26 protein-coding genes are annotated in these 25121 nt (G+C 64.9%); 16 read left to right on the top strand and 10 right to left on the bottom strand.

Annotated elements, in window-relative coordinates; all coding sequences use genetic code 11:
* Nucleotides 1-179: 179 nt before the first annotated feature.
* On the bottom strand, nt 180-2783 hold the full coding sequence (locus tag HTIA_RS06060; RefSeq protein WP_008525561.1) for a glycosyl hydrolase: 2604 nt from the start codon (nt 2781-2783) through the stop codon (nt 180-182).
* Nucleotides 2784-3181: 398 nt separating this feature from the next.
* On the opposite strand from HTIA_RS06060, the gene HTIA_RS06050 reads away from it, so the two are divergent.
* Nucleotides 3182-3997 (top strand): inositol monophosphatase family protein, encoded by an 816-nt coding sequence (locus tag HTIA_RS06050; RefSeq protein ID WP_008525564.1) that lies wholly within the window; start codon nt 3182-3184, stop codon nt 3995-3997.
* Here HTIA_RS06050 and HTIA_RS06045 read toward each other — a convergent pair whose 3' ends face one another.
* Entirely contained in the window at nt 3998-4654 is a 657-nt protein-coding gene (locus tag HTIA_RS06045; RefSeq protein WP_020936143.1) for a helix-turn-helix domain-containing protein, read from the bottom strand.
* 140 nt (nt 4655-4794) lie between these two features.
* Between HTIA_RS06045 and HTIA_RS06040 the strand changes: the two genes are divergently transcribed.
* Nucleotides 4795-5211, top strand: a complete 417-nt coding sequence (locus HTIA_RS06040) for an SRPBCC family protein (RefSeq protein ID WP_020936142.1) — start codon at nt 4795-4797, stop codon at nt 5209-5211.
* A gap of 19 nt (nt 5212-5230) precedes the next feature.
* Here HTIA_RS06040 and HTIA_RS06035 read toward each other — a convergent pair whose 3' ends face one another.
* The 4 genes from HTIA_RS06035 to HTIA_RS06020 form a co-directional block, all read right to left on the bottom strand.
* Nucleotides 5231-5947, bottom strand: a complete 717-nt coding sequence (locus HTIA_RS06035; RefSeq protein ID WP_008525570.1) for a class I SAM-dependent methyltransferase — start codon at nt 5945-5947, stop codon at nt 5231-5233.
* Between the two features lie 32 nt (nt 5948-5979).
* The gene (locus HTIA_RS06030; RefSeq protein WP_008525571.1) at nt 5980-6864 is read right to left on the bottom strand and encodes an aldo/keto reductase; all 885 of its coding nucleotides are present in this window, start codon (nt 6862-6864) and stop codon (nt 5980-5982) included.
* A 51-nt stretch (nt 6865-6915) separates the two neighbouring features.
* Complete coding sequence (locus tag HTIA_RS06025) at nt 6916-7587, bottom strand: twin-arginine translocation signal domain-containing protein (protein WP_008525572.1); 672 nt, start codon at nt 7585-7587, stop codon at nt 6916-6918.
* A 122-nt stretch (nt 7588-7709) separates the two neighbouring features.
* Nucleotides 7710-8216 carry a hypothetical protein gene (locus tag HTIA_RS06020; RefSeq protein WP_020936141.1) on the bottom strand — a complete coding sequence of 169 codons (507 nt, stop codon included), beginning with the start codon at nt 8214-8216 and terminating at the stop codon, nt 7710-7712.
* A gap of 147 nt (nt 8217-8363) precedes the next feature.
* Here HTIA_RS06020 and HTIA_RS06015 point away from each other — a divergent pair, with 147 nt between their 5' ends.
* The 4 genes from HTIA_RS06015 (at nt 8364) to ftsY (ending at nt 10977) form a co-directional block, all read left to right on the top strand.
* Complete coding sequence (locus tag HTIA_RS06015) at nt 8364-9002, top strand: bifunctional 4-hydroxy-2-oxoglutarate aldolase/2-dehydro-3-deoxy-phosphogluconate aldolase (RefSeq protein ID WP_008525575.1); 639 nt, start codon at nt 8364-8366, stop codon at nt 9000-9002.
* A 98-nt stretch (nt 9003-9100) separates the two neighbouring features.
* Complete coding sequence (gene rpl18a / locus HTIA_RS06010; protein ID WP_008525576.1) at nt 9101-9274, top strand: 50S ribosomal protein L18Ae; 174 nt, start codon at nt 9101-9103, stop codon at nt 9272-9274.
* Nucleotides 9271-9741 carry a prefoldin subunit alpha gene (pfdA, locus tag HTIA_RS06005; protein WP_008525577.1) on the top strand — a complete coding sequence of 157 codons (471 nt, stop codon included), beginning with the start codon at nt 9271-9273 and terminating at the stop codon, nt 9739-9741. Before rpl18a ends, pfdA begins: the two co-directional genes overlap by 4 nt.
* A 3-nt stretch (nt 9742-9744) precedes the next feature.
* The gene (ftsY, locus tag HTIA_RS06000) at nt 9745-10977 is read left to right on the top strand and encodes a signal recognition particle-docking protein FtsY (protein WP_008525579.1); all 1233 of its coding nucleotides are present in this window, start codon (nt 9745-9747) and stop codon (nt 10975-10977) included.
* A 15-nt stretch (nt 10978-10992) separates the two neighbouring features.
* Here the strand turns inward: ftsY and HTIA_RS05995 are convergent, their stop codons facing one another.
* Together HTIA_RS05995 and HTIA_RS05990 are read right to left on the bottom strand one after the other, a co-directional pair.
* On the bottom strand, nt 10993-11331 hold the full coding sequence (locus tag HTIA_RS05995; protein ID WP_008525581.1) for a nuclear transport factor 2 family protein: 339 nt from the start codon (nt 11329-11331) through the stop codon (nt 10993-10995).
* An 81-nt stretch (nt 11332-11412) separates the two neighbouring features.
* The gene (locus HTIA_RS05990; protein WP_008525582.1) at nt 11413-12804 is read right to left on the bottom strand and encodes a redoxin domain-containing protein; all 1392 of its coding nucleotides are present in this window, start codon (nt 12802-12804) and stop codon (nt 11413-11415) included.
* Nucleotides 12805-12940: 136 nt separating this feature from the next.
* On the opposite strand from HTIA_RS05990, the gene HTIA_RS05985 reads away from it, so the two are divergent.
* Nucleotides 12941-13441, top strand: coding sequence for a DUF367 family protein (locus HTIA_RS05985; protein ID WP_020936139.1), 501 nt, complete (start codon nt 12941-12943; stop codon nt 13439-13441).
* Nucleotides 13442-13466: 25 nt separating this feature from the next.
* Here the strand turns inward: HTIA_RS05985 and HTIA_RS05980 are convergent, their stop codons facing one another.
* Nucleotides 13467-14510 (bottom strand): enolase-like domain-containing protein, encoded by a 1044-nt coding sequence (locus HTIA_RS05980; RefSeq protein WP_008525584.1) that lies wholly within the window; start codon nt 14508-14510, stop codon nt 13467-13469.
* Nucleotides 14511-14605: 95 nt separating this feature from the next.
* On the opposite strand from HTIA_RS05980, the gene HTIA_RS05975 reads away from it, so the two are divergent.
* The 8 genes from HTIA_RS05975 (at nt 14606) to HTIA_RS05940 (ending at nt 21992) form a co-directional block, all read left to right on the top strand.
* A complete protein-coding gene (locus HTIA_RS05975) occupies nt 14606-14755 on the top strand; it encodes a 50S ribosomal protein L40e (RefSeq protein ID WP_008525585.1) in 150 nt (49 codons plus the stop codon).
* Nucleotides 14756-14855: 100 nt separating this feature from the next.
* Nucleotides 14856-15767 carry an MBL fold metallo-hydrolase gene (locus HTIA_RS05970; RefSeq protein ID WP_008525586.1) on the top strand — a complete coding sequence of 304 codons (912 nt, stop codon included), beginning with the start codon at nt 14856-14858 and terminating at the stop codon, nt 15765-15767.
* Between the two features lie 103 nt (nt 15768-15870).
* Nucleotides 15871-17712 carry an NAD-binding protein gene (locus tag HTIA_RS05965; RefSeq protein ID WP_044950967.1) on the top strand — a complete coding sequence of 614 codons (1842 nt, stop codon included), beginning with the start codon at nt 15871-15873 and terminating at the stop codon, nt 17710-17712.
* 43 nt (nt 17713-17755) lie between these two features.
* Nucleotides 17756-18790, top strand: a complete 1035-nt coding sequence (locus HTIA_RS05960; protein WP_008525588.1) for a sodium:calcium antiporter — start codon at nt 17756-17758, stop codon at nt 18788-18790.
* Between the two features lie 598 nt (nt 18791-19388).
* Nucleotides 19389-19922 carry a TasA family protein gene (locus HTIA_RS05955; protein ID WP_008525589.1) on the top strand — a complete coding sequence of 178 codons (534 nt, stop codon included), beginning with the start codon at nt 19389-19391 and terminating at the stop codon, nt 19920-19922.
* Nucleotides 19923-19981: 59 nt separating this feature from the next.
* Nucleotides 19982-20527, top strand: coding sequence for a signal peptidase I (locus tag HTIA_RS05950; protein WP_008525590.1), 546 nt, complete (start codon nt 19982-19984; stop codon nt 20525-20527).
* Nucleotides 20524-21393, top strand: coding sequence for a hemagglutinin repeat-containing protein (locus tag HTIA_RS05945; RefSeq protein WP_044950720.1), 870 nt, complete (start codon nt 20524-20526; stop codon nt 21391-21393). Before HTIA_RS05950 ends, HTIA_RS05945 begins: the two co-directional genes overlap by 4 nt.
* A gap of 233 nt (nt 21394-21626) precedes the next feature.
* Entirely contained in the window at nt 21627-21992 is a 366-nt protein-coding gene (locus HTIA_RS05940; RefSeq protein WP_008525594.1) for a hypothetical protein, read from the top strand.
* A gap of 25 nt (nt 21993-22017) precedes the next feature.
* On the opposite strand, the gene HTIA_RS05935 is transcribed toward HTIA_RS05940, so the two are convergent.
* Nucleotides 22018-23616: an MATE family efflux transporter gene (locus tag HTIA_RS05935; protein WP_008525596.1), complete on the bottom strand. Its 1599-nt coding sequence runs from the start codon at nt 23614-23616 to the stop codon at nt 22018-22020.
* Nucleotides 23617-23755: 139 nt separating this feature from the next.
* Between HTIA_RS05935 and cofH the strand changes: the two genes are divergently transcribed.
* A complete protein-coding gene (cofH, locus tag HTIA_RS05930) occupies nt 23756-25111 on the top strand; it encodes a 7,8-didemethyl-8-hydroxy-5-deazariboflavin synthase subunit CofH (RefSeq protein ID WP_008525599.1) in 1356 nt (451 codons plus the stop codon).
* The last annotated feature ends 10 nt before the right edge of the window (nt 25112-25121 follow it).

Here is a 25121-nt window from a genome sequence, read left to right as displayed (position 1 = left end):
CCGGGCCCGCCGTTCATCGCCACCGGATTCGCCGTCATAGAGTACCCGCCACCAGCCTTGCCTCGGCCTTCCGGAGCTCGCCGTCTGGGGCGAACACCCCCGCGGCCACGTCCTCGTGGGGGTCGCCGAGCGGCCGGAAATGGTGGGGCTCGAAGCGACACCGCTACATTCGATCGTGCCTACTCGGACCGCCGGACGACGTGACCAGTGGCGAGTACCGCCACGAACGCACTGATGAGACTGAATCCAGGGCCGGCTGTCGTGGTCACGTCCGATCCCGTCGGTGAGAATGGGCCGGTCGCAACCGTCGCCGACGTGGTCGTCGTGGTGTCGTTGTCGGCCGGATTCCCCGTCGGTGTCGCGGTGGCCGTACTTGACGGCGGGCGATCTCCTGGGCTCGAACTGTCGGCGGATGCCGGCAACGGCGGAGCCCCCTCGCTCCCGACCGTAATGGATCCAACGCAGGCGTCGCCGTCGCCACCGTCAAAGACCAACCGGATGTCGTGACCGGCACCGAGTCCGTCGCGAAGCGCTGCGGACGGCAGGTCGAAGGTGTGGGTCCGCCACTGCTCGGTTCCCGTGAGGGAGACGGAGCCACCCCACGACGCGTTGTTCTCGACTCCGTCGTACTGCAGGCCGATCTCCCCGCCCGTCCCGTCGTAGTAGGCCACCGACACCTGCCGATCGGCCCCGGCGTCGAGATGGCCATTCGGGATGTCGAGGTGGAGGCTATTGCCCGGCCTGCCGGCGGTGATGTCGCTGCGCCAGCACTGTCGGCCGTCCCGGATGGTTGCGGTGAACGCGCTGTGGGCTGTGCCGACGTCGTTGGCTTCGGAGAACCAGCCCCCGCCCGGATTGGCCGTTTCGAGGGTCAGCCCGGAGAGTTCGCTCGGTTCGCCCAGGCGGGCTGTGGGTGCCCCGACTGGCGTCTCCAGCCGGGCGATCGGCGCGCCGTCCACTGACACGACATCGACGGCGGTGCCAGCCCGGTCGCGGTGGCTCGACGGAACGGGTATCGAGCCCGTCGTCCCCCCGTCGACGGTCGTCGTCTCGCCGGCGATCCGGTGGGTGACGGGCCCGTCAAGGTCGGCATTGACGGTGATCGTCGACTCCTCGCTCGCTGACGTGACAGGCCCGGCGACCGAGACGGGCGCGCCTGCCGTGATCTCCGAGACAGTACCGCCGAGGTATATCGGGTCCCGCCCGACCGTCAGATAGACCTCGCCGTCGCGTGGTTCCAGCCGGGTTCGGTCGCCGAGCATCCCGGTGACACTCACTGGTTCGTCCGTGTGAACGGTCACGTCGGTCCGCTCGTCGGCCCAGAGCACGCGGGTCCGCTCGCCGCCGTCGGCAAAGACGTACTGCTGGACGGGTCTCGAGGCGTTCTCGACGAACTCGGCACCCGATAGCTGGCGAGTCACCGTGGCGTAGGCGACCAGTCCTGGACGCGGCGTGTGCGCCCCGCGTGGGTTGTCCGGCGCTCTGAGGAGACCACCCAAGGCATTGGCTTCGGCCGTCTGTGGGGTCGTGCCGCGGTCGAGCGTGGTGTCCCGGAACGTATACCAGTAAAACCGTTCGACGCCGGCGGCACTCAGTCGGGCGTAACTCTGGACGAGGTGGCGGGCCTGGTCGGCCGACTGTTCGCCACCGGGCGACGTCGGCGTCGCCGGCCACCCGAGTTCAGTCACCCAGATCGGCAGCGCGTCGCCATCGTTATGCTCGCGCGTCATCTCCCGGAGCTCCGAGAGGTCCCGCGCGAAGCCCGTCGGTTCGTCCCGATAAAGGTGGATCGACATGGCGTCCATGTACTCGCCACCGCCGGCTTCCAGCAGGCCGCGCCACCACGTCGCATCGAAGGGTCGTACTCCCTCACCGGTGTAGTTGGCCGCCGCCGCCCCGCCGAGGACCGTCACGTTCCTATCCCGGTCGTGGACGGCGGGATAGGTCGCCGCCAGCAGTGCGGCGTAGGCACCCGGATCGGTCCCGGTCGGCCCCCGGGCAAACGTATCGAGGTTCGGCTCGTTCCACACCTCGACGACATCGACGTCCGCGTAGTGATCGACCGACGCTGCCGAGAAGTTCGCGAACGCCCGACGATAGGCGTCAGTGTAGGGGATCGTGAAGTAGCCGCTGTTCTCGGGGTCGTAGCGGTCGTTCCCGTAGGCCAGGATGTAGAGCCGGTCGAAGCCGTGTTCCTGAAGCGCGGTCATGTACTCGTCAGCGGGCGAGAAGTCGTAGGCACCCCCGGCGCGTTCGATCCGACTCCAGCCCGAGTCCTCGCGGACGGTCGTGACGCCCGCTCTCGCCATCACGTCCATCAGTTCATGGTCCCAGCCGGCGTTGAACTGCGTGGACATCCCGAAGAACGGATCGTCGTTGTCGAAGCCGTCGGCCGGCAGGACCGCCAGTGTCGTCCGGGCCGTGGCCGACTGTTCCTCGCCGGTCGTTTCCACTTCCAGCGTGTAGTGACCCACCTCGTGCAGGGATGGTTCCAGCGTCCGCTCACCGTCGACCGGCGTCGTTCCGTCGTCGATCAGCCGTCCTCGGTGGTCCTGGACAGTCCACTCAACGCTCGGTGCGTCCGACTCGACGGTCACCCGTGGCTGTTCGTCAGCCAGGAAGACGTTCCCCGTCGTGGTCTGTCCGATCTCGAGTGTGGGTGGGTCGCCGTTCTCGGTGTCGGCGACCGCCACGTCCGCACCGCCGATGAGGAATCCCCCGCCGACGATAATTCCCACGAGCGCCACAATCACGACCCCGCGACTCGACCCGATCCACCTCATTGGACGTACAGTCCCGAGCCGGGGGCAAAAACCTGTCTTCGACACTTGCTCCCCCTCATACCGCACAGCAGGGACCCGGAGGCGGGCCGGCTGGAGCAGGCTCATCACTGCCGACGTCGAGGCGGGACGAGCGCCCGTCCTCGGTACGACACACTGCCGGTGGTGTCGGCCCCCTGGTTCGGTGGCATCGCCGACACGGCCGTCCCCGCTGTCGCCAGCCTTCGCGTCCGCAACGTCATCGTCGGGGCTATCGCCATCCGACTACTGGCCCGTGCCAGCAGCGCGTGGTGGCCCGGCAATTCTGTCACGTCGCTGTCCGGTCTCGAAACCCGCCCGACCGCGGAGCCCCACCACTCAAGTTTCGGCGGCCCCTCCGTTCGCATCCATCGAGTGATACTGTGAACGAGATCGACGAGGAGACGGCCGCCGGATTGCGTTCGATCGCCCGGGAGGCAGCCGAATCCGGGGCCGAGATCGCCTGTACGGACTTCCGGGAAGGTATCGGTAACGACTTCAAGCGCGATCAGATGGACCCGGTCTCGCGAGCGGACCGGGAAGCCCAAGATCGGATCGTCGAGATACTCGCCGAACGCGACCCGGCGGCGGCGATCGTCGGCGAGGAGAACGACGCCGAGAAGACCGTGCCCGACTCGGGGCCGGCCTGGATCATCGACCCGATCGACGGGACGAACAATTTCGTGCGGGGAAACCGCCTCTGGGGCGTCAGCCTGGCCCGAACGGTCGACGGCGAACCGGTCGCCGCCGCGACGGTGTTGCCGGCGATCGGCGACACCTACACGGCGGGTCCCGGCGTCGTCGAACGGAACGGCGTCGAGTGTTCGGTCAGCGAGCGGACGGTCCCCTCGTCGCTGATCGTCGCACCGATCTTCGGCCTCAAGCAGCGTGATCGCGACGACTACAACGTCGTAACGAGCTATATTCACGAGGAGCTCGGCGACCTCCGGCGGCTGGGCAGCGGCCAGACTTCCATGGCGATGGTCGCCTGTGGCGAGATCGACGCCGCGATCTCGACGGTCCACATGACCGCCTGGGACACCGTCGCCGGCGCGCACATGGTCCGGGCCGGTGGCGGCCGCGTGACCGATCTCGCGGGCGACCGCTGGCGACACGACAGCGACTCGCTGGTCGCCACGAACGGCGAGATCCACGAGGACGTCTTGTCGGCGCTTCGGGACCGTCTCGACTGGGACTGATCAGAGCCGCCGTCGGGCACTTGCAGTCGGTTCGTCCTCGAAGAAGCCCTTTATTATCTGCTCTTCGGCACGGTGAAGGGTTTCGCTGCAGGTGGATTTGGCCATGTCCAGCGCCTCGGCGAGTTCGGTCAGCGTACATTCCCGTGGCGTGTCGTAGTACCCGCGCTCGATCGCCGCCTGAACCAGCGTGGTCTGGCGGTCGGTCAGCACCTGCTCGGGTTCGACGTGCTGGCGGAGTTGCTCGACGGTGAAGGCAATCCCCAGCGTCTCGAGTTGCTCGCCGAGTTCCGAGAGCCGGTCCTGGGAGGCCGTGAGTTCCCATCGGGCCTCACCGTCGCGAATGTCGAAGGGGAGTTCCAGCGGGATGCCCGACCCGACGATCGGAAACAGCAGGAGTGGGTCGGTCGTCTCGAACTGGATCAGGGCCGTCTCGTCGTGTCGATTCAGGACGGCGAGGTCGGTGACGGTCTCCTCCGCCTCGATCGCGTCGACGACCGCCGAGGCGTCCGGGCCGTCGACTTCGATCAACCCGACGCCCGACTCCTCGCCCTTCGGGAACGCTGAGAGGACGCGAATGCACGAGTCCGGGTGGTCCTGGGAGAGCGCGCCGATCCAGATTCGCCGGGGGATCGACAGCGAAAGCGTCGCGTGTACCATGTTCTGAACGTGTTCGGCCTGGTCCGGGGTAGTTGTTCCGAACATGTTCGAGCGGGCTGGAGTGCGCCGACCGTCCCTTCGCACGGCGAACGAACGTGTTCGACGACAGATTGACCCCGACGGGGCTGCTCGGGGCTGGTATGGAGGAGGTCACTGTCTCCCGAGACGTGGCGGCCGAACCCGGCGCTATCCGGGCGGGCTTCGAGGACGTGGCGGCGTTCATGCGTGCCGCGGGGTTCGACGAGGTCGATATCGAGGGCGATCGGATGGCCGTCAGCCGGGCGATCGGGCTCGCGGAGCTCTCGTTGACCCTCGAGGCCGTCGAGACCGACGCCGAATTTGCCTGCGAGCAGGTCGAGGGCATGTTCGAAGAGATGCGCACGACCTATCGGTTCGAGGGCGGCGAGGACGGGACGACCGTCACCGCACAGACGGAGTTCGAACTCGGTGGAGTCGTCGGCGCGGTGCTCGATGCGACGCTGATCAAGCGCAAGCGGACCCAGGAACTCGAGGACCAACTCGCGTATCTCGATCGCGTCGCGACCGATACGGCGTGAGCTCCCACCGGAGACAGCGTTACGCTGGCAGCTCCATCGCCAGGCTGTACATTTCGCCGGTGGACTCCGACCCGATGTTCGTCGCCACTTCGTCGGCTCTCTCCGCCAGCAGATTGCCGGCTCGCCCGGCGTCGTCGGCGAACTCCTTGGCAACGTCGGCGTGGGCGGCGACGTGTGATTCGGTCCAGGGGACCGGATCGAGGACGGACTTCGTTCGGTCGTGGACCCACCCGTAGGACTCGAAGACGCCGCGAAGGACTCGAGCCGGGTAGAAGGTCAGCGCCGACCGGCCGACGGCGAGTTCCGCGGCCGCGTTCTCGACGGCGAAGAGGTCGCGCATGGCTGCTTCGCCCGGCAACGGCGCGTAGTCGTCGACGATCAGGTGTGCGCCCGGAGACGCGACACGGGTCACCTCGGCAGCGATCGCGTCGAGCGCGGCCGGCGGGACGACGTTGAACAACGCGTGGGCAGTGACGATTTCGACCGCGTCGTCGGGGAGTGGAATCTCGCGAAGATCGGCCTCCAGGACGCGGACTGCGTCTCGGTACTCCCGGCCGACCCGCTCACGGACTGTCTGGGCGTGCTCGCGTTCGTTGGTCACCGCGACGACGTGATCCGCGCCCGCCTCGAGGAGCCCGGCGGTCGCGTTGCCCGCCCCGGCTCCGGCTTCCAGACAGCGCGCGCCCTCGACGGGGCAATCGGCGAGTGCCGCGGTGACGGTCTCGGGAACGTCCATGGGTCAGTGCTGAGGCTGCTCCGGGCCGTTCATCAGTGGTGGAGTTGCTCCGGGACCGGGCTCTCGTCGTGGCGGGCCTCCTCGCGGACGGCGCGCTGGGCCGCGTCGTCGAGTTCCTCGAAGCGATCGCCCGCGTCGAGCACCATCTTCACCAGCTTGGGATCGCCGGGGCTGACCACGCTGGTGACGCCTTGCGAGAGCGTGTAGTTCAGCCGATCGCGGATCGTCTCGGGGTCGTCGACCGGCTCGTACCAGTTGGCGTAGGGCCGGCGATGTTCGGGCAACTCCTCGGTCGACGGCCACGAGCCGCCGGCGAAGGCCTTGATCGCGAGCGTTCCGACGTCCTGTCGGTCGGCGCGGTCGAGGACCGCCTGGTAGTCGTGTTCGTCGTCACCTTTCGCGTCGACGACGGGATTCAGCGGGAACATCACCGACTCGAGGTCGTCGATCCGATCGAGTGCGTCGAGAATGAGAGCCGGATCGCCGTGACTCGTCAGGCCGATGTTTTCGATGAGTCCCTCGTCTTTGGCCTCCCGGAACGCCCGCAACGCGCCGTCGTCTGCGGTAATCTCGTCGAGTTCGTGGTCGTATTCGAGGCCGTGGACCTGATAGAGGTCGATCGTCTCGACGCCGAGTCGATCGAGCGACCGTTCGAGTTTCTCCCAGGCTCCCTCGTAAGAGCGCTCCTGTGTTTTGCACCCGAGGAAGATCTCCTCGCGGTGCTCGCGGAGCTTCGGGCCGAGTTTGAGTTCGGCGTCGCCGTAGGTCGGCGCGACGTCGAAGTGGTTCACGCCGTGGTCGAGGACGAGTTCGACCAGCTGGTCGGCACCCTCCTGTTCGAGCCAGTTCAGCGCGATCGCGCCGAAGGTGACGACGGTACTCTCCTGACCGGTCGTGCCGAGCGGACGGGTTTGCATACGTGTCCGTACTCGCGTGAGGACCATAAGTCACCGTGACGGGCCTTCGAGTTAGGAGTCTGCGAGTTCGAGCGTGAATCCGAAACCCGATCTCTCCTTGTCGATGTTTTCCCATTCTTCGTCGGCCTGGTCGACCTGTACGACCCGGTACGGTTCGTCACTCACGAACTCGTAGGTTCCTGACGGAAGACACGCCTCCTGGCCGAAGCCCAGAAGCGTGTAGCTCTCGGCGATCGTTTCGCCGGGCGAAAGCTGGATGACGGCCAAATCTGTTTCGTCGTCCCGTGGGACCGTCGGCCCGCGCCAGCATCCGTCGGTCGGCTCCTCGGGTACCCACTCTTCGACAGGGGCTGGCCGTCCGATCTTCTCGATGCGGTCGGTGTGCTCGGGGATCGCCAGCAACATGTCGTACGTGTCGACTCGACTTCCGACGTAGTTGCTGAACGGGGGCGTCGCTCCGAACGCGATCTGTCGCGGCGCGTCTGTCGACGCTGTATGCGCCAATTCGACTCGAATCTGACCGGGGTGGTCGGCCGAAAACGATTCGACAACCTCGACGGTCAAATCGAAGGGGCCTTGCAGTGCAGTGGGGACGGTCGTCGAGACGACCGTAACCTCGGGCGTGCGGACGGAGTCGCCGAACGGATGTTGGCACCCGGCCATGCCGGAAAGGCCGCCGACGGCGGCAGCCTGGAGGAGGTCACGACGGGAAACCTCGTGCATTGATCCTCGATTGTAACGCCTCTATGTTAAATACTCGTAATAATATCGATACGAGACCGTGGGACCACACGTAATCGCCTGCTTCGCTGTCTCGGTCTCGATCGACACGACGGCGACCCAGCTCACTCCAGGATCGTCGAGGGTCGCTTCAGATAGTAGTCCTGTTCGGTGACGCGCTGATAGAGGTCATACAGCGTCTCGACGGCGGCCGGATCGGGATCGAACTGGATGTGGGGGGCCATGTGATATCCCTTTGCGCTCACCAGGAAGAAGTACAGCGTCTGGTGGTGTTTCGGACTGGCGTCGACGACGCCCAACTCCCCGCCGCCGAGGTCCTCGGCGAAGTCGTTGAGCATCCCGGCGATGTCGTCGTTGAGTTGTTCGTCCGGGCGGTAGGAGGGCATCCCGAAGGTCTGCTGGAGGAACTCCGTCGTGTTCGCCAGGAACGGGTTCTCACCAATCCCCGTCGGATCCACGGCGGCGAAGGTCTCGTAGAGATCGAGCAACGCGTGAAGTTCCTCGTCGGTGAGTGCGACCGGCATCACGGGGTCACCCTGCGGGATCGCGTAGTCCGGGAAGGAGTACGATCCTGGATCGGGGATGCTCTCGAAGATATCCTGGAGTGCCATGTGACAACGTACGACGCCGGCCATCCTAATGGTTGGTGTCGACGCGACGCCGGCCGGCAGGGCTGTGCGGCGTCGACGCGGCCGCCAGCGCCACGCCGGCCTCGCCCAGTCGGGACGCTTTTCACGGCGGGATTCGCACTCGCCAGCATGGACGAAACCGAACAACTCGTCGACAGCGGCGTCGTCGCGGTGCTGCGAAACATCGACGCCGACGCGATGATCGACACCGTCGAAGCACTCCATGCGGGCGGCGTGACCGCCTTCGAGGTCACCGTCGACGCCCGCAACGCGAGCGACCTGGTCGGCGACGTCGTCGAGACGTTCGACGGCGAGGACGCAGTCGTCGGGGCCGGCTCGGTGATCGACGCCGCGGCGGCCCGTGCTGCCATCGAGGCCGGCGCGGAATTCGTCGTCGGTCCGACGCTCGAGGAAGACGTCATCGAGACCGCCAACCGCTACGACACGCTCGTCGCACCGGGTGTGATGACACCGACCGAGGCGCTTCGGGCGGCCGAGGCCGGGGCGGACCTGATCAAAGTCTTCCCCGCCTCGACGGTCGGCCCGGGCCATCTCAGCGCGATCCAGGCCCCGCTCGGGGACCTGCCGCTGATGCCGACCGGCGGCGTCGGCCCGGACAACGTCGCTGCGTTCTTCGACGCTGGTGCGACCGTCGTGGGTGCGGGCAGCGCGATCATCGACTACGACGCGATCGAGCGTGGCGATTTCGACGCCGTCGAGGCACACGCCGCCGAGTTCGTCGCGGCGGTCGCGGACGCACGCGAATGAGGCGACCGCGCCGAACCGCCGTGGGTGCGTGAGCCGTCGTGGCTGCTGAGCATACTCGATGGGAAGATACTTCCCCGTCGCCCTCCCTTTCACCGAACATGAGCGAATACACAGTCACCGGGACCTTTCAGGCCCGTGACGGCTGGCAATCGTTCGAGACGGAGATCGAGGCACCGAACGAAAACGTCGCCGAGGAGCACACGCTCGCCGAGTTCGGCTCCCAGCACGGGCTCAAACGCTCTCAGATCGAGATCGAGGGGGTAGACGCATGAGTCTCGGTGGTGGCGGTGGCGGTCAGCAGCAACTCCAGCAGATCGCCCAGGCGATCGAGGAGATCGAAGAGGAGCGAGAGGAACTCGAAGCCGAGGTCCAAGATCTCCGCAACAAGAAGACCGAGATCGACGAGGCCGTCGACGCCATCGAGACTCTCGAGACGGGCTCGACCGTCCAGGTTCCGCTCGGCGGCGATGCCTACGTCCGCGCGGAAGTCCTCGACATCGACGAGATCACCGTGAGTCTCGGGGCCGACTACGCGGCCGAACAGGACCAGGAGGCCGCAGCCGATACCCTCGACCGCAAGAAAGACGCTATCGACGACCAGATCGAGCAGCTCTCAGAGGAGATCTCCGAACTCGAAGACGAGAGCCAGCAGCTCGAACAGCAGGCCCAGCAGATGCAACAGCAGCAGATGCAACAGCAGATGCAGGCGATGCAACAGCAGGAAGAAGCCGACGAGTAGGCGATGTTCGACGGACTCCGCGAGAAGTTAGGACGCTTCAGCGACGACGTCGAGGAAGACGTCGACGCGGAGGCGACCGACGAAGGCGAGGCGGACGCTGACACGGGAGAAGTGGACGATACCGCAGCGGACACCCAACCGACGGACAGCGACGCGATCGACGACACGGAGGTCGCCGCAGAATCGGCCGATGGGACGGCCGCCGAAGACGCCGCGGCGACTGCCGAAGACGCCACGGCGACTGCCGAGGACGCCACGGCAACTGCCGAAGACGCCACGGCGACTGCCGATGACGCCACAGCAGCCGGCGAGTCGGATACGTCTTCCGAGGACGCGTCGGACGCCGACCGCGGCGTCGCCGAGCGGGCGAAGCTCTTTGCGACCGGCAAGACCGTCATCGACGAGGACGACCTCGCCGATCACCTCGACGACCTCGAACTCGCGCTGTTGAGCAGCGACGTCGAGATGAGCGTCGCCGACGAGATCTTGGCGGGCGTCGAGTCGAACCTCGTCGGCGAGACACGTCGTCGCCTCCAGAGCACGGGCAACCTCGTCCAGGACGCCCTCAGGGAGGCGCTGTTCGACGTCATCAGCGTCGGCCAGTTCGACTTCGAGGACCGCATCGCCGAGGCCGAGAAGCCGGTCGTCATCATCTTCACGGGCGTCAACGGCGTCGGCAAGACCACGACGATCGCCAAACTCGCGAGCTACCTCGAAGATCGGGGCTACTCGTCGGTGCTGGCCAACGGCGACACCTACCGGGCCGGCGCGAACCAGCAACTCGGCGAGCACGCCGAGGCCCTCGACGTCCCCTACATCTCCCACGAACAGGGCGGCGACCCGACGGCGGTCATCTACGACGCCGTCGAGTACGCCGAGGCCAACGACGTCGACGTCGTGCTGGGCGACACGGCCGGGCGACTCCATACAAGCGAGGGGTTGATGGACCAGCTCTCGAAGATCGAGCGCATCATCGAGCCGGACATGACGCTGTTCGTCGACGAGGCCGTCGCCGGCCAGGACGCCGTTACTCGGGCGACCGAGTTCAACAACGCCGCCGAGGTCGACGGGGCGATTCTCACGAAGGCCGACGCCGACCCGCAGGGCGGCGCGGCGATCTCGATCGCTCACGTCACGGGCAAGCCGATCCTCTTTCTGGGCACCGGGCAGGGCTACGAGCACCTCGACCCGTTCGATCCCAAGGAAGTCGTCGATCAACTGACGCTCGGCGAGTGAGCGCCCCCTGTAGGCTCACCGGGTGTACGTCCGCACGGATTCGATCCCGTCATCGTCGAATCCGAAGACGTCCACGAAGGCAGCGATTTCCCTGCCGTCGTCGTCCAGCAGCCGGCCACGGGCCGCGAGTTCGCTCTCGCCGTCGCGATAGATCGCGTCGATCGGATGGCTCGTCTGCCTGTTCGGTCGCTCCTCGCGCATGAATCGGATGAACCGGTCGCGGCCTTCGAGGGTCAGCCCCGGACGGTCGTGGACGAATCCGGGCGCAAGTAGGCCAGCCAGACTGTCGTAGTCGTGGTCGTCGAGCGCGGCGTAGAACGATCGCACGCAGTCTGATTGATTGGCTGCGGGCATGGTCGATCCACGACGACCGGACAGAAGGGTTTCTCGAATCGGCTCCGACCGTCCGGGACCCACTCGGGAAGCGGCGGCAGCTCAGGACTGTCCGTCCTCGCCGTTCTGGGACTGCAACTCCTCGGCGATCTCCTCGATCTCCTCCTCGGTCACGTCCGTTTCGGCGTCGTCCGCCTCGCCCTCGTTGGATGGGGCGCACTCCTCGGCCGCGTTATCGGGTGTTGGCGACCGGTTCGGGCCCGCTGTCGTCTCTTCGCCGTCGTCGTGGTTACCCCCCGCGTTCTCGGGGTTGGCTTCAGTGTCCGTCCCGGCTCCGTCGTCGGCCGCGGCGAGGGCGTCGGCGATCTGATCGTCTTCGGCCCCGTCGGGGTCGTCGATATCCATTCCGACGCCGGCGTACTCGCGCATTCGTCTAGCAGCCTCGGTGTCCGGCCCCTCCGGTGCCGGATCGTCGTCGCTGTTGTCCTCGGTTTCGATGGTTTCTTCCCCGAGTTCGAGGTCGACGCCGCCGGCCACCTCGCCGTCGAGTTCGGATCGGATCGCCTCCATCGCCGAGGTCGTGGCGTCGTCCGCGAGCGCATCCGGGTCGATGTTCACGGCGTCGTCCTCGACGGTGATGTCGTCGGGATCCAGCGGCTCGGCGAGATCACGGGCCGTCTCCAGGGGGGACTCGGCGTCGTTGCGGTAGGCAGTGCCCTCCTCGCCGTCGCCACTCGAGAAGGCGTCGGCCGCGTCGGCGAGCCAGTCGGCGGCCCCCCAGAGCGCGTTGGCCTTCCGTCTCGCGCGTTCGAAGTGATCCGAGAGCCGATCGTCGTCGACGAACCGCCCGGCCGTGGCGAACTGATCGGTGGCGGTCGTGAACTCTTCGCGTGCTCGTTGGAAGTCCGACCGCGAGACCATCCAGTCGTGGTCCTCGAACTCGCCCATCGCGCTCGTGAACGTCCGCCGCCCTTCGACGTAGTGGGCGTGGGCGACGCGGTACCGCGAGACGGCCGCCCTGTCCCCACCGATCTCGCCGACCGCTCGCTGGATCGGCTCGGCCGGCGGCACCTGCTGTAGATCCTGGCTCGACCAGGCGTACTGGACGACGCCGTCGAGGTCGACGACGAACACTGCCCGTTCGGCGAGGTGCTGGCCGTGGTCGTCCTCGAAGGCGACGCCGTAGGCCTCGGCCACCTCGCCGCGGGTGTCCGCGGCGAGGGGAATCGCCAGATCGTACTCCTCGGCGAACGCCCGGTGGCTGAAGACTGTATCGGGAGCGACTCCGATCACGGCGACGTCGGGTTGCATCGTGAAGAGGTCGAGTTCCTCGAGGTCACTCTCCTCGCCACAGGCCGGGTTGAAGTCCCCTGGGTAGAACGCCAAAATCACGATCCGGTCGCCGAGATACTCGGCGAGCGACAGCGTCTCGACGTCGCCCTCGACGACGGCGGGCAGCGTAAAGGCTGGCGGCTGTTCACCCGGTGACAGCATTGCCGGACGTAGCGGCCGGGTCGTCATAAGGGTATTCCGCGCTTTCGTCGCCTGAAGACGCCCAGAGAAGCGTGTTTCGACGGCGGTGCCAGACACGCTCCGGGGCACTTTTGTCTCGCTGGCCGCTACCTCGCCCGTGGAGTTACACGTCCGCTACGAGGGTGACGACGACCCGGAGAAGTGTACGGCCCGGAAGCTCGACCGCATGGACATGGTGACCCTCCATCGGTCGGCCCGGGCGACGCCGGCCGGGGTCGTCCTCAACCCTTTCGCCGACCGTGCGCTCTCGCCGGCCGACGCCGACCACGACCGGCTGATCGCCCTCGATTGCTCGTGGGAGACCGCCGAACGGGAGGCCTTCGACTTTGCGGGCGTCCAGCGGTCGCTGCCCTTTCTGGTCGCCGCCAACCCCGTCAACTACGGGACGCCGTTCCAGCTGAACACGGTCGAGGCGCTGGCCGGCGGGCTGGTCATCCTCGGGGAACGCGACCACGCCGAGCGCATCCTCTCGAAGTTCCGGTGGGGCCACACGTTCCTGGAACTCAACGACGAACCGCTCGAACGCTACGCCGCTTGCGACGATTCGAGCGAGGTCGTCGCGGTCCAGGAGGAGTATCTCGTCGAGGAGTCCGAGTAGCCGGATCGGGGGCCGATGTCCGAGTTCAGTGTGTCCCGAAACCGGGGGTCGCCTCCGGCGGGTCGAGGGGACTCTCGGGAAGACCGCCCTCGATTTCGGGGTCGTTGAACGCGCTCGGCGCGACGTCGTTGGGGCCGTCGGGGTAGAACAACGACGCGAGCGCCTGAATCTGGGAGCGACCGACGTCGAGTTCGAACTGGCCGCCGCCGTACATCGCGATGTCGTTGTCCTGGCAGTACGAGACGACCGCACACAGATCTTCGACGCTGCCGATCCGGGACGGTTTGACGTTCACCCACTGGGGCTCGTGGGGGAGCGATTCGAGTGCGTCGACGTCGGTGACCGGGACGTCCCACGAGAGTCGGTCTGCGTGCTCGGCAAGCAAGGGTCGCGTCTCCTCGCTGGTGGCCGGGTCTTCGACGATCGCCGCCGGGAACGCGCCGAACACTCGCTTATACAGTGACGGGGTCGCCGGCTGGTGGACGTCGGCGTGAGCGTACTGGCCCTTTAGGTCGAGGATCCGGACGGCGTCGGTCGCCGCGAGGCGGTCGATCAACTTGGCCGTCCACGCCGGGACGGGGTCGAGCTTGAGTTCGACGTCCGGATAGACCTCCCGGAGCCGGGCGATCCGATCGAAGGACGGCGACTCGCCGAGAGCGGTGCTGACGACGAATCGGGTCGGATCGTACGTTCGCTCGAACACCTCACCGAAATCGAGACCAGCCTGTCGAAGGCCCAGGTCGAGCGCCGCACTCTCGAGACCCCATCGCCGGTATCGTCGCGACGGGGGCCGCTGTGGGCCGTCCGGGAAGAGATCGGTCGACGCGACGGTCTCGGCAAACGAATCGAGCGTGTACGTCCCCTCGAGGGGAAACGGTCCCGACTCGGCGAGTGCGCGATGGTCCTCGGCGTCGTAGGTGACGTCCTCGCCGCGGCCGACGTGGCCCTCGCCTCTGAGGGTGACGACCGTCGTCGTCCGGGCGAACCCGCTCGAGGTCTCCTGCTCGCGCTGGGTCAGTTCGACGGCCTCGATCGCGATCGGGAGATCGGCGACGCGCCCGTAGTCCATACCACTGCCTGTGAGCCAAGCGGGATAAACGGTGCGTCGAGGCAGCGAGATCCGTCTCGCAACCGTTAAACGCCCGCGTCGGCAAGCAAACCAATATGGCTCAATTCGACAAGGCGGCAGGGCGAATCCTCGACAAGCAGATCTGTATGCGGTGTAACGCTCGCAACCCCGAGCGTGCCGACCGCTGCCGGAAGTGTGGGTACGGCAAGCTTCGCCCGAAGGCCAAGGAACCCCGTAACGCCTGACGCTTCGACGGATCGCCGATTTCCGGTCGGCTGGCCGCGGATGTGTCGGCTGGCCGCTCGGTTGGAAGCGCTTTTTGTTCCGTAGTCCTCAGGTTCTCCCATGGGATTCGGTGACGTTCGGCAGGTCGCGACTGGCTCGTGTTCGGACCTCTGGTTCGTCGACACTGGCATGTACGAGGTGATCGAGTACGGCTCGGTGTACGTTCTCGACGCCGAGCGACCGGCGATCGTCGAGACTGGCATCGGCACCCACTCCGATCGGATCCTCGACGCGATCGAGACAGTCGGTCTGGCTCCCGAAGACATCGAGGTCATCGCCGTCACGCACGTCCATCTCGATCACGCAGGTGGGGCTGGCTTTCTCGCCGAGGCGTGTCCGAACGCCACGATCGTCGTCCAGGAGATCGGTGCACCCCATCTGGCCGATCCCGAACGACTCTGGGCGGGAACCAAACAGGCCGTCGGCGAGCAGATCACGCACTACGTCGAACCGGACCCCGTCCCCGACGCGCGAATTCGGGCAGTCGAGGACGGCGATCGCGTCGATCTGGGTGATCACTCGCTGATCGCCCACCACGCGCCCGGTCACGCCCCACACCAGGTCGTCTACGAGGACCCCGCAAACGACGCCGTCTTCACCGGCGACGCGGCCGGGTTGTACGTCCCCACGCGTGACGACGTGCTTCCGACCTCGCCGCCGCCGGACTTCGACTTAGAGCAGGCCCTGCGGGACGTCGAGTTGCTGCAGGAACTCGCGCCCGAGACGCTGCTTTACTCCCATTTCGGCCCGGCGATGGCGACCGATCAGCTGGAACGGTACGCCCGGACTCTGAGCGACTGGGTTCAGGCGGTCGCCGCGGCCCGCAACGAACTCGAAGACGACGACGCCGTAATCGAGCACTTCGCCGGCGAGACGGCGGCCGGCGAGGTCTGGGGGGCCGAGAAGGGACGAGGAGAGACAGCTATGAACGTTCGGGGCGTCCTCCAGTATCTGGATTATAGCACACGATGACCGCTGGGATCGTCCAATTTATGGCCGTCGGGCGAAAGGGTGTACGTATGGAGGTTTCCTCGTGAGCGCCGGTGGCGCGGACGTAATCGTCCTGCTCGTGGCGATGATCTTCGCGCTGGGTGTCGGCGCACAGTTGCTGGCCGCGCGCTGGCGACTCCCGAGTATCATCTTCTACATCGCGGCCGGGCTGGCGATCGGCCCGCTGTCCGGGCTCGTACTACCGGAGCGGCTGTTCTCGCTTTCGACGTTCGGTGCGGCACCCCTCTCGGCGATCGTCGGGCTCTCGGTGGCGATCATCGTCTTCGAGGGGGCCTTTCACCTCCACCTCGATCGGTTACGCGAGGCCCCGGCGGCGACGTTCCGGCTGGTCACCCTCGGTGCTGGCATCGCGCTTGTCGGGACGGCCGTCGCCGTCAAGCTCGCTTTCGCCGAGACCACCTGGGGACTGTCCTTTCTGATCGGTGCGTTGCTCGTCGCGACGGGGCCGACCGTCATCGCCCCGATCCTGCAGGTCGTTCCAGTCCGGGACCGCGTCGCCGCCGCACTCGAAACGGAGGGGATCGTCAACGACGTGACCGCGGCGATCACGGCGGTCGTGGTCTTCGAGGTGATTGTCCTCAGCGGTGCGCCGCCTGTCGAGTTACTCAGCGCGTTCGCCGAGCGTCTCGGCCAGGGCGTCCTCGTCGGCGGGATCGTCGCCGGCACGATCTACTACCTGTTGCGGTACGTCGATCTCTCACCGGGGGACGCTCCCCGGAACGCCCGGCTGTTGGTCCTGGCGGGCGCGATCGTCGCGTACGCCGGCGCGAACTACCTCTCGGGCGAAGCCGGGGTCGCCGCCGCCGCGACGGCGGGGATCGTCCTGGGCAATCTGGACATCCCCTACGAGGAGGAGATCACGGCCTTCAAAGGCGACGTGACGCTGCTGGTGCTCTCGTTCGTCTTCATTACGCTGGCGGCGATCCTCGAACTGGGCGTCCTCTTTGACGTTCTGGTCCCCGGACTGCTCGTGGCCGTGGCGGTCGCGGTCTTCATCCGGCCGCTGTTGATGTACGTCTCGACGGTTGGCGGTCGGTTTACGTTCGGCGAACGGGCGTTCATGAGCTTCGTCGGCCCGCGTGGGATCATCCCCGCGTCCGTCGCGACGCTGTTCGCCATCGAACTGCAGTCACAGGGGATGGCGGCGGAGGCCAACATCCTCATCGGTACGGTCTTCCTCGTCATCCTCGCCACGGCCGTCGTCGAGGGCGGTCTGGCACGCTACGTCGCACAATACTTTGACGTGATACCAATGCGAGTCATCATCGTGGGCGGCGGCCGCGTCGGCCGCGCGCTCGCCGACCGTCTCGAAGCGCGTGGAGAGAACGTCGTCATCGTCGAAGACGACGAAACACAGGTCGAAGCCATCCGCAACGACGGCTTCACCGCTATCATCGGGGACGGCACGGATACCGATGTCTTGCGGGAGGCCGGCGCGAACAACGCCAAGACGGTCGTCGCCGCGACTGGCGACGACGACACCAACCTGCTGGTCGCCCAACTCGCGAGCACGAACTTCGAAATCGAGGACGTCATCGCTCGGGCGAACAACCCCGACAACGTCGAGGCCTTCGAGGATCTGGGTGTGCGGACGATCTCCTCCTCGATGGCGGTCGCGTGGGCTATGGACAACCAGATCGAGCGCCCCGCACTCGCGGGCTGGATGACGGACATCGACCGCGTCGGCGACGTCCAGGAGGTCGAAGTCACCAGCGAGAACCTGATCGGGCGACAGATCAAGGATATCGGGCCGGATCTGCCCGATTCGTGTCTGATCGCCCTGGTCAACCGTGACGGCGAAACCATCGTTCCGAGCGCCGACTACACGATCGAGGCCGGCGACAAGGTGACGCTCCTGGGCGAGAGCGACGCCGTCCGGAAGGGTATGGCCTTCTGCCAGGAGTGATCCTCCCTGCAACCTGTGGAGTTTCTGACTGCCACTCCCCCATATGACCACGACTGCCCACGTGTTCGACGTCGCGATTATCGCCCTCGCGTCAGGCGCAATCTGGCTCGGTAGTGGCTGGCTCGAAGGGGCCAGCGACCGACTGGCAACCCACTACGGCCTTCCGCAGGTCGTTCAGGGGGCCGTGATCGCGGCCGTCGGCTCGAGCATGCCCGAACTCGCGACCGTCGTGATCGCGGGATTGGCCGGCTCGCTCGCGCTCGGCGTCGGCGGGATCGTCGGCTCGGCGATCTTCAACGTCCTCGTCATCCCCGCTCTCGCCAGCCTCCTGACCGACGAGCCACTCGAGTCCAACCGCACCCTCGTCTACAAGGAAGCCCAGTTCTACATGCTCGCGGTCTCGGTCCTGTTGATCACCTTCGCACTGGGTGTCATCTACTATCCCGTCGGAGGCGTCAGTCTGGAGGGGACGATCACCCGCCCGCTCGCACTCCTCCCCTTTGGCCTCTACGGGCTCTACGTCTTCATCCAGTACCAGGATACCGCCGACCACCGGGCGAGCACCGTCCCTCCGGCGGCGGAAAACGACATCGAGCCGGGTCGACAGTGGGGCTTGCTCGCAGCTGGGCTGCTCGTGATCGTCGTCGCGGTCCACTTCCTCGTCGAGTCGGTGTCCGCCCTTGGCGAAGCCTTCGGTGTCCCCGCGTTCCTTCTCGGCGTGACGATCATCGCGGCAGCGACCAGTGCGCCGGACGCACTCGTTAGCGTCCGGGCAGCCCGCGAACAGCGCGGCGTCACGTCGTTGGCGAACGTCCTCGGCTCGAACACGTTCGACTTGCTGGTAGCAATCCCCGTCGGCGTCCTCATCGTGGGTGCCGAGACGGTCGACTTTGCGATGGCCGTCCCGATGTTCGGCGTGCTGACGGCGGCGACAATCGCGCTCTTTACAGTCCTCCGGACGGACCTCCGACTCTCGGATCGGGAAGCGTTCGGACTGCTCGTGATCTACGGGGCTTTCGTGGGCTGGGTGATCCTCGAGACGCTCGGGGTACTCGTTGATCTGCTGCCCAACGCGTGATCGGCGAGACGTTCGGCTTCGTTCTTCCATTCCCATGAATCGATCCAGCAGTTCTCCCAAGCGGGACGACGTCTCGCCGACGGAACGTGTGGAGTGAATACCTGTCGGCTGCGTTCAGTTACGATCTTCCTGCCGTCGATAGTGACTGTTTCAATCTCGATACCTGGGCGTCAAGTCCTCAACGACCGCTCTGTCGGCCTGTATTGTCTTTGTGGCGAATATATCGGTGGAGTCTTCGTGATGGCTGACAGCCACATCGATGAAAACCACCGCTTTCGGGGCTGAAACCTCTGATATCACAGGTGATACTGTTCGTCTATTCGAAAGGATGGCTTAAACGGCCGAAATGTGGATATAGACGGCTTCTAACGCTCGATTATCACGACTGTGCATATGGGTCTTTCACGATTTCAGCCGGATTGATATCGATACGATCTGTTTTTTATGCAATTACTGGCATATTCAATACTATCGCTCCAGTTATCAAATGTTCGTTTGGTTTTTCACACGAAGAATAGACGTACGGTGATTTAAGTGGGTGTAGTGTGTTCACTTACATAGAAACGCCTCTTCGAAGGCGAGAACCAGGGTTTCACCCATGATTGACTTCGATATCAAGCTCACGAGACGGCGCGTACTGGCAAGCATACTAGTCATCGGACTCGCGGCGGCAGCGGCCGGTGTGGGGACGTTCGCACTGTTCAGCGACGAGACGACATCCGATAACAGTATCCAGGCAGGCGATTTGACTCTGGATCCCGTTAGTAGCAATTTCTCCGTTACTGGCCTCTATCCCACGGAAAGTACAGGCATGCAGTCGATCAGCACGACGTACGAGGCGGGCGTCGCCGCTAACCTGACTGTTGACGTATCGGTCGACGACAATTCTAATTTCTCCCAGCAGTTAGACGTCAACACCGCTGAACTCAACGCAGGTGGAACAGACATTGGCTCCTTCTCGGGTGGAACCCTTGCCGACCTTACTGGCACCTACGAAAACGTTGCAACGCTCGGCGGGGGCGACACGATCACGGTAAATGCTAACTTTACTCTCGGGGAAGATACTGGCAACGACTACCAGGGCGATAGTGTCGGTATCACGGTGACGTTCAACGCCACCCAACAGACGTAACGCGGACCGTCTCTTGGAATCCGCGTGATCGTTCGACAGCTCGGTAATCTCCCGACGTAATGAATCCGACAGACTTCGACTGGAGACGACTCGGAACCATCGCAGTAGTCCTCGTTTTCCTGTTCGTTTTGGGCGCGGTACTCGTCACGACAGTCCCACAACTCGCGGGTGCTGACCACAGTTTCGTCGTCCGTTCTGACAGTATGTCGCCTAGTATCGACGCCGGAGCCGTCGTTCTCGTCAGTGACGTCCCCGCGGATCGCATCGAACGAGAGGACGTGATCACCTACGTAGAATCTGAGAATGCTGGGAGTACAACCCGGGTCACACACCGCGTCGTCGATATCGAAACGGCTGATGACCAACTGCAGTTCCGTACCAAGGGCGATGCGAACGACAACCCCGACGAGCAACTCGTCGCAGCTTCGAACGTCGTCGGCGTCGTGCAGTTTCACGTCCCGTTGATCGGCTATCTGATCGCCTTTGCGGGATCGACGACGGGACTCGTCACCCTCGTCGTCGTGCCAGCGACTCTGTTGGTCGTCTCGGAAATGTGGTCGCTGTACACGGACGTAACGGAGTCGGAGGAGGGGGAGACGTCGTGAGTTCGCGCCGACTTCTCGCCGTTGCCGTGATCGCGGGCGTGTTCGTCGCCGGTGTCGGATTCAGTGCCGGCGCGACGACCTACGGGATGTTCAGCGATTCAGCGACCGGCAGCGGGTCGATCCAGGCAGCGGACACGTTCGACGGGTCTCCTCCAGGAGGGGACGCGTGGGACGACAAAGATGGGGATGGATTCTACGATTCGGATGAGTCAACATACTCTGAAGAACAACTCTACGAATTTAATGATCCATCTGCGAACCTCGTTATTCCTGATGGTATGGGTAAAGTCAAAGCGAAGAATGACGGCGTTTCAATAACTGCAGGGGATATCAATTCGAAAGTTACGATAGAATCGGGTACTGGCCCTGTCAGTCTTACCGCCACACAGGGTGACGTCACAGTCACGGGTTCGAAGGTCAAATCGAAGAACAGTGCTGTCACCGTTATCGCCAACGAAACGCTCAACATCGCCGATACAACGATCGATGCAAATGACGCGATCGACTTATCGGCCGATCAGATCTCCGCTCAACGATCGGACATCAAATCCAAGAACGGCAATGTGATTCTGTCAGCCACTGATGGGGATCTTTTGCTCGACTCGGCCACTGTCGAAGGCCCAACAGGCAATATTGAATTCGAATCAAATGGCGACATGAGCCTTGCTTCTGCCACACTCAAAACCAAACAAGGTGGCATGATCACGGCCAATCTTACGACGAAAACTGGGACATTGTTCGTCGATAACACTGACATTCGAGATTCTGATGATAGACTGATCTACGAACCAGACATAACATTGTCCGGGACTCCAACGAAGGGATGTGTTGAACACTCCGACGGAAACACCGTCCGATGTGGCTAAATACCATCAGCAGATGTAGCGTCTATTCTCCCCATCTCTGTTCGAAAACCAGTATCCAAGTCCCCGCAGGACATCTTTGCTCTTCTCACCGATATTGAGCGCTCATGACGAACATTGCCAGTTCGTAGCTACTCTACGAGTGATGACAATTGCCCTGTTCGCCTCACCCTCCAACATCGGATTTGATAACCGGGGGATGTGATATTTGTCGGTTGGGGTGCTTATGTTGATCGATGGCAACGGCCCGCCCTGACTGGCTCCACCTCGAAGGCTCGCCCTTCGAAGAGGACTCCTTCCGGAACGTGTGGTTGCTCGCGCTGGCGACCTACGGCGTCGGCGACATCGTCACGACGATTACGATCGCCTATTTCAGCCGGGTCCACGTCGAGGCGAACCCGATCGTCAACCTCGCGATCGATCTCTTCGGTGGCGGCGGCTTCCTGGCGATGAAGTTGCTCGTGCTGTATGCCTGTCTCGGGATCAGCATCTGGGCCGGTCGCCTCGAAGACGATTACTTGCTGTTTTACGGCCCGCCGATTCTCCTGGCGATCGTCGGCACCGTCATCACCGGGATCAATCTCGGACTGCTGTTTTCCTGAACGTAAACGGATCGACGTTCGTGACTCACGAGATTGTCTCCTCGGCGTCGACGGCGGGTTCGTCGATGTATCGCTCCGTCCAGGTGCCCCGGAGGAACCACGCGACGCCGATGACTGCACCGACGATGTTGCCGAGCGCCATCCCGACCCAGACGCCGGTCGCGCCCCACCCGAGAGCGAACACGAGGACGTAGACGCTCCCGACCCGGCCGATCCACAGCGTCAGAATCGAGATGACCATCGCCGTGCGGGTGTTTCCGGCCCCCCGGAAAGCTCCGAGGATAACCTGCGTCACGCCGATGAAGGCGAACTCGACCGACCGGATCCGGACGTATTCGACCCCGTTAGCGATGGTCGCGGCGGCATCGGGCACGTCGCCCATGAACACGGCGACGATGGGTTCGGTGAACACCACCGCGATGACAGCCACGACCGCCATCACGCCCGCGCCGGTCCCGGCGGCCAGCCAGGTCGCCCGCGAGGCCCGATCGGCCCGATCGGCCCCCAGATTCTGGCCGACCATCGTGTCGATCGCCCGGCCCAACCCCATCGCCGGCAGAAAGACCAGCGAGATGAGGCGATTGCCCAGGCCGTAGGCCGCCACGACCGGCGGCGTGAACGTGACGATCATGGCCGTCAGTGTGATCATCGCCAGCGCGCTGGTCGATTGCTCGACCATGCTCGGGGTCCCCAGTCGAACGATATCCTCGATGACCTCGAAGTCGGGCCGCAGGTGCTCGAACGTGACGGCGGGGCCGATTCCCGTCCCGAACAACAGCCAGAGGCCGATCGCGGTCCCGACCCCACGCGAGAGGATCGTCGCCAGCGCCGCACCTTCGATACCGAGCCCAGTGAAGCCGGTCGCCGCGTGCAGGGTGGCTTCCAGCCCACCGAGGCCGAGCCACGAAAACAGCGGATTGTCGGCGAACCCGAAGATGAAGAAGGGGTCGGCGAAGACGTTCAACGCCACGGATACGACCATCACGAACATCGGGGTCCGCGTGTCGCCGTAGCCCCGCATGAGCGCCGAGAAGATGAAAAAGCCGAACATCAGCGGGATCCCCATGAAGATGACTTCCATGTAGTCGGCCGCAAGCGGGATGACCGACGCCGACGTCTCCGGGTCGCTCGGCAGGAGTTCGAGCGCAGGACGGGTGTAGAAGTACCCGACGACCCCGATCACGACCGACAGCAGTCCGACAAAGCTGACCGTCTGGCCGGTCACGAGGCCAGCCGACCGGTCGCCTTTCGCGCCGGTGTACTGGGCAACGAGAATAGCTCCAGCGGTCGTAAAGCCGCCGGCGACGGCGATCAACAGGAAGATCAGCGGGAAGGCGAGGCTGATCGCGCCGACGGCGTCGGCCGACAGCCGGCCGAGCCACAGCGTGTCGGCGATGTTGTAGGTGACCTGCAACAGCTGGATGACGACGATCGGCCACGCGAGTCCGATCAGCGGCCGGATGAGACTCCCTTCGGTGATGGAGTTCGCCGACCCGTCGTCGCCGGCTGGGTCGTCCTCCGTCTGGTCTCCGTCGGGGTCTGGAGGGGGAGACGTCGTGGGTGGGGACTCGAGTCGGTCGTCCGCAGACGGGTCCGACTCGTCGTCGGGAGAGCGGTCGTTCACTGGGCACCCAGAGGGGGGTCCGTCGAATCAACGTTGTGTTCGGGGTCAACAGATCCGCTTGACGGTCTGCCCGTTTCGACGCCGGCGCGCTTCGACGCGACCCCTGACGTTATGACGCTCGATCCCGACCTATCGAGGGATGGCTGCGTTCGACGCGGGGACGAACGTCCCCCGGGAGCACTTCGACTTCGAGTATCGGCCCGCGAGCGAGCAGTCCTTCGAGAACGCACTCGCGAAAGCCCGCGCAGGCGAACGCCTGACCGTCGAGGACGCGATCGAGTTACTGACGACGGGTTCGGACCGCGGCGGGATCGACCGCGAGCGCAAGGAGGCCGTCCTCGAGGCCGCCGATCGCCGCCGGGCCGCGGTCGTCGGCGAGGAAGTCACCGTCGTCGCCAACCTCAACAACAACGTCACGACCGCGTGTGACACCGGGTGTCTGTTCTGTAACTTCAAGGACAGCGCCGAGCAGTTCCGGGCCGACCGCCCCGACGATCACCCGGGATTCACCAAGACGCCCGCCGAGTCCCGTGAGATCGTCGCAGACGCCGTCGAACGCGGTATCTACGAGGTGACCTCCGTCTCGGGATTGCACCCCGCCTTGGCCCTCGACGACGAGCACCGCGAGATCCTGGAGGCTGTCGGTCCCGAGGACAGAGGCGCACTGAATTACCGCTCGCCGGAGGCCTACACCACCGATCCCGGCACGTACGCCGAACAGATCGAGGCGATGTCCGTCGACGGCGTCCACGTTCACTCGATGACGCCCGAGGAGGCCGCCCACGCCCGGCGGGGAACCGACTGGGACTACCGCGAGGTCTATCGTCGACTCGCCGACGCCGGCCTCGACAGCGTGCCGGGCACCGCCGCGGAGATCCTCGTCGAGGAAGTCCGGGACGTGATCTGTCCGGCCAAGATCGACACGGATGGCTGGCTCGAAGCGATGGAAGCCGCTGCCGACGTGGGCCTCGACGTCACCTCGACGATCATGTACGGCCACGTCGAGAACGAGGCCCACCGGGCGCGACACCTGAAACGGGTCCGCGATCTTCAGGACCGGACGGGCGCGATCACGGAGTTCGTGCCGCTCTCTTTCGTCCACCCGAACACGCCCCTCGCCGAGAACGGGATGGTCGAGAGCGGTCCCTCGCAATCCGAGGACGAGCTCATGATCGCCGTCTCGCGGCTGTTCCTCGACAACGTCGAGCACATTCAGTCGTCGTGGGTCAAGTACGGCGACGAGTTCGGGCTGAAGCTGTTATCCTGTGGCGCGGACGACTTCATGGGGACCATCCTCTCCGAGGAGATCACGGCCCGTGCAGGCGGGGAGTTCGGCCAGTACCGCTCGTTCGCGGACTACGACGAACTCGTTCGGTCGATCGGCCGGATCCCCGTCGAACGGTCGACCGATTACCGACAGCGGGAACCGATCCGCGGCGATCCGCCGGGCCCGCGACTCGGGCCACAGGCCGATGGGACACCACTGATCGAGTGACTGCGCCGCT

Origin of the sequence: Halorhabdus tiamatea SARL4B, assembly GCF_000470655.1 — an archaeon.
Taxonomy (GTDB): domain Archaea; phylum Halobacteriota; class Halobacteria; order Halobacteriales; family Haloarculaceae; genus Halorhabdus; species Halorhabdus tiamatea.
Note: the sequence above shows the minus strand (reverse complement) of the source record. Positions and strands in the feature narration are given on the sequence as shown.